The organism is Acetobacter papayae, assembly GCF_047721125.1.
Taxonomy (GTDB): Bacteria; Pseudomonadota; Alphaproteobacteria; order Acetobacterales; family Acetobacteraceae; genus Acetobacter; species Acetobacter papayae.
Map to the genome: position 1 here is coordinate 25,824 of NZ_JBDNWF010000028.1, position 8,298 is coordinate 34,121.

5 protein-coding genes and 1 pseudogene are annotated in these 8,298 nt (G+C 62.0%); 4 read left to right on the forward strand and 2 right to left on the reverse strand.

Going from position 1 to position 8,298, the window contains the following annotated elements; genetic code table 11:
• Positions 1-2: 2 nt before the first annotated feature.
• Positions 3-131: a hypothetical protein gene (locus ABF757_RS09085; RefSeq protein ID WP_415481885.1), complete on the reverse strand. Its 129-nt coding sequence runs from the start codon at positions 129-131 to the stop codon at positions 3-5.
• Here ABF757_RS09085 and hrcA point away from each other — a divergent pair.
• A complete protein-coding gene (gene hrcA, locus ABF757_RS09090) occupies positions 118-1,200 on the forward strand; it encodes a heat-inducible transcriptional repressor HrcA (protein WP_415481886.1) in 1,083 nt (360 codons plus the stop codon). The two genes, ABF757_RS09085 and hrcA, sit on opposite strands and share 14 nt — an antisense overlap.
• Before the next feature lie 54 nt (positions 1,201-1,254).
• On the opposite strand, the gene ABF757_RS09095 is transcribed toward hrcA, so the two are convergent.
• A complete protein-coding gene (locus ABF757_RS09095) occupies positions 1,255-3,675 on the reverse strand; it encodes a bifunctional diguanylate cyclase/phosphodiesterase (RefSeq protein WP_415481887.1) in 2,421 nt (806 codons plus the stop codon).
• A 178-nt stretch (positions 3,676-3,853) separates the two neighbouring features.
• On the opposite strand from ABF757_RS09095, the gene ABF757_RS09100 reads away from it, so the two are divergent.
• The 3 genes and pseudogenes from ABF757_RS09100 to ABF757_RS09110 form a co-directional block, all read left to right on the forward strand.
• A complete protein-coding gene (locus ABF757_RS09100) occupies positions 3,854-6,613 on the forward strand; it encodes a penicillin-binding protein 1A (protein WP_415481888.1) in 2,760 nt (919 codons plus the stop codon).
• 57 nt (positions 6,614-6,670) lie between these two features.
• Positions 6,671-7,802, forward strand: a protein-coding gene (gene prfB / locus ABF757_RS09105) for a peptide chain release factor 2 (RefSeq protein ID WP_415481889.1) whose coding sequence is annotated in 2 segments (ribosomal slippage) — positions 6,671-6,739 and positions 6,741-7,802 — 1,131 coding nt in all. Because the reading frame shifts where the segments join, the coding sequence is not laid out codon by codon here.
• 294 nt (positions 7,803-8,096) lie between these two features.
• Positions 8,097-8,298: pseudogene (locus ABF757_RS09110) on the forward strand (energy transducer TonB); the annotation flags it as partial.

The following is an 8,298-nucleotide window of genomic DNA, read 5'->3' on the forward strand; positions in this document are numbered from 1 at the left end:
AATCAAGAAACCCCGCAATCCGGCGGCGTAACCGCAAACTGCCGGACATTGTGCTGCCTGCCGTGCGGTGTATCGGCAGGCGAGCCGAGCAGGCGGCATGAAGGAGAGCCGAAAGCGATGACGACGACCATGCGTGGCCTGCTGCCTGTTCGCCCCTCCCTGCCGCCCGGTCTGGATGCACGCGCCGCTACCATCCTGCGCGAGGTGGTGGAGGAATACGTGGCCAGTGGCGAGCCCGTAGGCTCGCGCACCGTGGCGCGCAGGCTGGGGCTACCGCTCTCGCCCGCGACAATCCGTAATGTCATGGCCTCGCTGACAGAGGCCGGGTTGCTGTTCGCCCCCCATATTTCCGCAGGGCGTCTGCCAACAGAGGCGGGATTGCGCCTGTTTGTGGACGGGCTTTTGCAGTTCGGCGCGCTGTCTGATGAGGAGCAGAAGGTCATCGACCAGTCGCTCGAAGCGCTGGGGCGTTCCTTGCAGGATACATTGTCGGAGGCCTCGGCCCTGCTGGCGGGCATGTCTGGTGCGGCGGGGCTGGTGATCGCCCCCAAGGGCGAAGGCGGGGTCAAGCATATCGAGTTCGTGGCGCTGGGCAGTAACCGCGCATTGGTGGTGCTGGTGGGGGCTGATGGCCATGTGGAAAACCGCGTGATCGAAACGCCCCCCGGTATGCCGCCTTCGGCACTGGTGGAGGCCGCCAATTATCTGAACGCACGCGCCATGGGCGTCTCGCTGAGCGACCTGCGCCGCAGGGTTGCAACCGATATGGATCAGGACAGCACAGCACTGGATAGTCTGGCGGCCGAGGTGGTGGAAAGCGGACTGGCCATCTGGAATGGTGGCCGGGCGGAAAGTGGCGGCACGCTGATCGTGCGCGGGCAGTCACGCCTGCTGGCTGATGTGGACGGGCAGGAGCGGCTATTGGCTATCCAGTCGCTGTTTGACCGGCTGGAGGCGCAGGAAACCATGCTGCGCCTGCTCGAACTGGTGGAAAATTCCGAGGGTGTACGCATTTTCATTGGCGCGGAAAGTGGGCTGTTCGGCACCACGGGCATGTCGGTGGTCATGGCCCCGGCCCGCAACGAGGCCAATCGCATTGTAGGGGCCATCGGGGTGATCGGCCCCACGCGGATCAATTATGGCCGCGTGGTGCCGGTGGTCGATTATACCGCCCGGCTTCTGGGTGACATGCTGGGCTGACCCAAAACCCCGGCCAGAACAGGGCCGGGGACATGCCGCCATGAGTGATGGGCGTTATGCGGCGGGTTTGGTTTTCTGCGCGTTCAGGCGGTCTATGGTCTCGCGGTCATGGGGCTCGGGCTCGGGCCGGGCATAGACATAGCCCTGTATTTCCTGACAGCCTTCGGCCCGGATCGCATCCAGATGCTCCTGCGTTTCCACCCCTTCGGCCACGGTGGTCACGCCAAGGCGATGGCCGATATCGGCAATGGCGCGCACCACCGCAGCGCAGTCCGGGCGGGTGGTGGAATCGCGCACGAAGGAGCCGTCGATCTTGATCTTGTCGAACGGAAAGCTGCGGATATGCGACAGGGAGGAATAGCCCGTGCCAAAGTCGTCCAGCGCGATATGCACGCCCATTGCCCTGAGTTGATGCAGTTCTTCCATCACGCGGGATTCGTCATTGACCAGCGCTGTTTCGGTCACTTCGATTTCCAGCCGTGTGGCGGGTAGGCCTGAGGCTTGCAGGGCGGTGCTTATCAGGCCTGCCAGTGTGCCCTGTCCAAGCTGGGCGGCGGAAATATTGACCGCCACCCGCGCCTCATCCGGCCAGGATGCGGCGTCACGGCAGGCGCGGTGCAGCACAAGCTGCCCCAGCCGTTCGATCAGGCCTGTCTGTTCAGCCACGGGAATGAAAACGGCAGGGGAAATCCAGCCCTGTTCGCTCGAATGCCAGCGGATAAGCGCTTCACGCGCGGTAACGGCGTTGGTCTGGGCGTTGACGATGGGCTGATAGAATACGAACAGGCTCTCGCCCGTAACCAGTGCCTCGCGCAGTTCGTTTTCAAGGCGCAGGCGGTCCTGCAGGTTTTGCTCCATCGTATCGGCAAAAAACCTGAAGTCGTTCTTGCCCGCATCCTTGGCGGCGTAGAGTGCAATATCCGCGCGCGACAGCAGGGTTTCGCTATCGGTACCATGCTGTGGGCATAGCGCTATGCCCACCGATGCGCTGACACGCACATGCAGGTCTCTGGCCAGCCTGTAGGGCTCTTCCACACAGCGGATTATGGTATTGGCCAGTTCTTCGTTAAAGGCGGGGTCGTTACTTTCCGACATGATGACGAATTCATCGCCACCCAGACGGCAGATCGATACCCGGCATCCGTTTTTACTGCGGTCATCGCACAGGGCCTGCAGGCGGCGGGCGGTCTCGCGCAGCAGGGTGTCACCCGCGCGGTGGCCGTGGGTATCATTGACCAGCTTGAACCCGTCCAGATCAATAAACAGCAGGCTTAGTTCGGTCGAACCGGAGTGAATCCGTGCTTCCAGCAGATCATGGAAGGTGTTGCGGTTGGCAAGGCCCGTCAGGCTGTCATAGCGCGCCAGATGCAGAATACGGTTTTCCGCCTCCACTTCCTTGGTTACGAGCGCCCATGTGAGCATGGGACCAAGGTAGTGGCCGTTATTGTCGTTGATGGCGGAAATCTTGAGATCAAGAATTTCACTGCCCAGACTGATCCGCGCGTTGTGCGGCAGGTTATCGGGGTTGGCCAGAATACGCCGCTGGTGCTCGGGGTGGCGGTGGAAGATGTCGATACAGGTGCCGATCAGGTTTTCGGCCTTGACCGGCAAAAGGTGCTCGATGCTGCAGATCAGTTTGCGCGAGGTCGCGTTGGCGTAGTTGATGCGTAAGGAGTCGGGCTCGACCGTCATGACTGCCACGGGCATATCGTCAATCATGTGCAGCAGGCGTTTGTGTTCGCGCTCGTTGCGGTGGTCCATGAGGGCGATGTTCAGCCCGCTCAGCACGATAATGCCCGCCAGCCCCGCAGTGACCAGCGCCAGTGCGCGGAATGTTTCAGGCGATGAAAAATGCCCGGCAACGGATGAGGGTGTGATGCTGAGTGCCAGCATGCCGGTAAAGTGCAGGCTGATAATGGCCAGCATGAGCAGTGCTGTCATTATACCCGTGCGTTGCACCTGCCGCTCGCTCTCGCCCCCGACCAGAAAGGCCCCGGAGGCAAGTACCATCGCCAGCACGACGGACAGGACAAGGCAGGGTATGTTCCATTCCATGGTGCCCTGCACCCGGTAGGCCAGCATGCCAACATAATGCATGCTGGCAATTCCCACCCCCATGACCGTACCACCCACCAACCGGACCGGAGCGCTGTTCCACCGCCACCCGGCAATGGCCAGACCGCACAGGCTGCCCGCCAGTGCGATCAGCAGCGAAAAGCCGGTCAGGCCAAGGGAAAACCCGACCGCAACCCCCGGCCTGTAGCCCAGCATGGCGATGAAATGCGTGCACCAGACAGTTGTGCCGGCAATCAGGGCGGTTTTGACCAGCCAGCGGGTTTTGTGGTGGGGCGGGCTAATCAGATAGCGGTTGAAAAGTCCGGTGGTGACCCACGCGCCGCAAGCGCATAGAAGGGCCGCAACCGCAACGATTCTGATATCATGTTCATGAATGAGGGGGTGCAGAACGGCGTTCACAGGCGTGTTGTTCCAATTCAGGCGGGTTCGATCAGCGGCGGGTAGTCGAACGCCATGGCCTTTTTGCCGCGTTTCGTTCTGAGGGCGTGTGGCGCTCAGTCCGAATGTCGCCATGATTGTGGAGACAATCGGCAGGAGGGGGAAGACGCACCCGCAGGATTAATGGTAAAGAAGCCACATGACAAGCACTCCACCTTCCGGTGACACGGGCTCTTCCTCTGGCCAGGATACACAGACGGCAGATTTAGGCCGGCAGCCGGACAAGGCGGCGCAGCGCAGTGGCGGGCGTGGCCTGCGGCGGCGCACCCTGCGTAAGTTCCTTGGCGCCTCGGCGGCTCTGGTGCTGGCGGGTGGGCTTGGTGGCGGCATTGTGCTGTGGGGCCAGTATCAGGGCATCATGGCCGATCTGCCTACGGTGGAGGGCCTGCGTTCCTACCAGCCGCCGGTTATGAGCCGCCTGTATGCGCAGGATGACCAGCTCGTGGCAGAACTGGCGAACGAGCGGCGCATTTTTGTGCCCTACACCGCCATACCGGATAAGGTGAAAAACGCCTTTATCGCGGCGGAAGACCAGAAATTCTGGACCCATAATGGTGTGGACCCCGCAGCCATCCTGCGCGCGGGCCTGACAGACCTTACGCGCGGCAAGGGGCGGCGGCCTATCGGGGCTTCCACCATTACGCAGCAGGTGGCGCGTATCATGCTGCTGGGCACCAATGCGGTGTCGCTCAAGCGCAAGGCCAAGGAAGCGTTTCTGGCCATGCGGGTGGAGCAGGTTCTGCCCAAGGAAAAGATTCTCGAAATCTACCTGAACGAAATTTACCTCGGTAACGGGGCCTATGGCATTGGTGCCGCGGCCCAGACCTATTTCAACAAGCCGCTCGACCAGCTTGATGATGCCGAGGCCGCGTTTTTAGGGGCGCTGCCTAAATCGCCCACCAATTACAATCCCGAGCGCTTTCCCGATGCCGCGCGTGGCCGCAGGAACTGGGTGTTGGAGCGCATGGCCGATATTGGCGCGCTTACGCCTGAAGCCGCGCATACGGCTGCCGCCGAGCCATTGGATACACGCGCTTTTGTCCGGCCCGGCCCGGCCCCGGGTTCTGAATGGTTTGCCGAGCAGGTGCGCCGTGAACTGATCGAGCGCTATGGTCAGGACATGACCATGCAGGGCGGTCTGGACGTGCACACCAGTCTTGACCTGCCGCTCCAGCGCGCGGCGCAGGGTATTTTGCGGCAGGGCCTGCTGGCCTATGACCGCGCCCACCGAGGCTGGCAGGGCGCGTTGCGGACCCTGCCCGATATTGGCCCCGAAACCCCGCAGGCGGACTGGACCAAGGCCCTTGCAGCCCAGACACCCCCGGTAGGCCTTATTGATCAGTGGCGGCTGGCCGTGGTGCTGGATGCGGCCAAGGGCCGTGTAGGCTGGCTTGAAAGCAGCGTCGTGCGCCGTTCCCCGGCGGAGCCGGCCTCTCCCGCTGGTGCCGCGCAGGAGGCCCTGCTGCTCGCGCGGGATCTGACATGGGCACGGCGCAGCCACCCTTTGCATAATGGCGATGTCGTCATGGTGGAACCACAGGCAGCCGGTGGCCGCGCTGCGCTGATGCAGGTGCCGTTGGTGGAAGGGGCCGTGGTCACGCTCGATGCTCATACCGGGCGTGTTCTGGCTCTGGTGGGCGGCTGGTCCTTTCAGGCTTCGCAGTTCAACCGGGCCACGCAGGCCCTGCGCCAGCCCGGCTCATCCTTTAAGCCCTTCGTGTATCTGACCGCTATGGAGCAGGGTATTTCTCCCTCGCAGGAGTTTGAGGATTCGCCTGTCTCTTACGGCACATGGCATCCGAACAACTACGAGAAGGACTTCTGGGGTGCGACCACCCTGCATGACGCCCTGCGAGAATCGCGCAATCTCGTCACCATCCGGTTGGCCGCGCATATCGGCATGAAATCCGTGTCTGACATGGCAATCAAACTGGGGCTGGTCGACAGCATGCCGCAGGTTCTGCCCGCAGCACTCGGGGCGGTGGAAACCACGGTGCTGAAAGAGGCCGGGGCCTATGCAACGTTGGCCTCGGGCGGGCGGCGGATCACCCCCACCCTGATTGATGACGTGCAGGACCGGCAGGGCCGGGTTCTGTGGCGCACACCGGGGCTGACACTCGCGGCCCAGCCTGCTCAGGCCGATGTACAGGGTGCCACGGATGCGGCTCCGGCCGACAAGGTGCCGGCGGATGCAACTGGCGCGCTGTCTCCGGCTACCGCAACGCCCACCGTGTCGGATGCATCGCCCACCCTGCTTTCACCCGACAGCCTGCCCATGCTGCGTGACGACAGGCCCCGTGTGGCGAGCGAGCAGAGCGCGTTCCAGATCACCTCCATGTTGCAGGATGTCATCCGCCGCGGCACCGGCATGCTGGCCGGGCAGGGCATAGATGTGCCTGTGGCCGGTAAAACCGGCACCAGCCAGAATTTTAACGATGCGTGGTTTGCTGGGTATACGCCCGATACGGTTACGGTTGTCTGGTTCGGCTTCGATACGCCGCAGTCTCTTGGGCGTAATGAAACCGGCGGGGCTATTGCCGGGCCGATCTGGAACAAGGTGATGAAGGTGGCTCTGGCCGGACAGCCGCGGCTCGATTTCCCCGTGCCCCAAGGCGTTATGCTCGTACAGTATGACACCGGGCGCGGTGTGGGGATCGATGCGTTCAAGGATGGGCAGATCCCCGGCGAAAGCCTGTATCTGGCCGATGGTTCGCGTGAGCTGACGGCGGCGGATACGGGGGCTGAAAACATGCCCGATTCCGAAAGCGATATGGCCGCGACTGGCGCACCCTCTGGTGCTTCGGTCGGGGCTGGCGGCGGCGGTGGCCCGTCTGAAGGGGCCGGGCATGCGGCCCAGCCTTCTTCCGGGGGTGACATTGGCATGGGGGGCCTTTATTGAAGGCCCGCCGGGCAGCGTTGCGCCCTTTACTGACCGAACCCATGGAGACCAGGCCCCATGTCTGCCGAGACAGAAGCCCTTAACGACCAGATCAAGCAGTCCGTGGCGCTGCTGAGGAGGCATCTTTAACTGGGATGTCGCTGAAGCCCGACTGGCGGAACTGAACAACCGCGCCGAAGACCCCGACCTGTGGAATGATGCCGAGGCCGCGCAGAAACTGATGCGCGAACGCACCCTGCTGGCCAACCAGATCGAGGGTGTTCTCCAGCTTGAAACCAATGTGAGCGATACCTGCGAACTGGTCGAGCTGGCCGAAATGGAAGGTGATGCCGATCTGGTGGCCGATGGTGTCGCCAGCCTGCGCGCACTGGCGGAAGAAGCCAAGCGGCGCGAAATCGAAAGCCTGCTTTCGGGCGAGGCCGACAGCAATGACTGCTATCTTGAAGTCAATGCTGGGGCCGGTGGCACGGAGGCTCAGGACTGGGCCCAGATGCTGCTGCGCATGTACACGCGCTGGGCCGAGGCGCATCAGTACAAGGTCACGCTGATTGAAAGCTCCGAAGGCGAACAGGCCGGGCTGAAATCCGCTACCATTCTGGTTTCTGGCCCCAATGCCTATGGCTGGCTCAAGACCGAGGCGGGCGTGCACCGTCTGGTGCGGATTTCGCCTTTTGATGCGGCGGCCCGGCGGCAGACCTCGTTTGCCTCCGTGTGGGTCTATCCGGTGATTGACGATACGATCGAGATCGAAATCAACGATTCCGACCTCAAGGTGGATACCTTCCGTGCATCGGGTGCGGGTGGGCAGCACGTTAACAAAACGGACAGCGCCATTCGTATTACCCATATCCCCACGGGTATTGTGGTGGCCTGCCAGACCGACCGCTCGCAGCATCGTAACCGGGCAACGGCCATGCAGATGCTGCGTGCCCGTATGTACGAAGCAGAACTACAAAAGCGCGAAGCCGCTGCTGCTGCAACAGAAGCCGCCAAAACCGATATCGGCTGGGGTCACCAGATCCGCTCTTACGTTCTTGCGCCGTATCAGATGGTCAAGGACCTGCGTACAAACGTGGAAACCGGCAACCCGGATGCCGTGCTGGATGGCGGGCTGGATGTTTTCATGGCCGCCTCTCTGGCCATGCGCGTGGGCGCTACCCGTTCGGAAGCCAGCGCTTCGGCCCAGTAAGCCGGGGCGTGTACGGAACCGCCGGAGGCGGTTCCGTATGGTTACATTATATGCATATGTTGCATATGATAATTATTTTCATATATATCGGGCTTCGTCACAGGGGGCACCCTTGACATCTTCGGTTTCAGATAGCCCAATTGCATTCAGGAAAAAGACGGAAAACCGATTAATGCGTCGTCAGCGCGGGGCAGGGGCTTATGTCCATGCTGCGTGTGTATGCTTCACATATCTGCATAAATGCAGATGGTCGATTTTTTGAGTCGTGTAGGTAGCCACGGGAGAGGGACGGGTATGGTCGACGGCGAGCGGCAGAAAAGCTCGGCAAATTACGTGTTCAGGATGGGCGGCGCCATTCTGGCCGCCATCGTGGTCGTGGTTGTTCTTCTGCATATTTTTGCGGTTATGGGGCTGATGTACGGCATGAAGGGCAGCACGTTGCCGCCCCAGCGCCATGCGCCAATCGAGACGCGCATTCTGCCCCCGCCTCCTCCTC

What these genes read in the sequence shown, in the direction of transcription:
- hrcA (WP_415481886.1), top strand. Translation starts at nt 118, where the DNA reads ATGACGACGACCATGCGTGGCCTGCTGCCTGTTCGCCCCTCCCTGCCG.
- ABF757_RS09085 (WP_415481885.1), bottom strand. Translation starts at nt 131, where the DNA reads ATGGTCGTCGTCATCGCTTTCGGCTCTCCTTCATGCCGCCTGCTCGGC.
- ABF757_RS09100 (WP_415481888.1), top strand. Translation starts at nt 3,854, where the DNA reads ATGACAAGCACTCCACCTTCCGGTGACACGGGCTCTTCCTCTGGCCAG.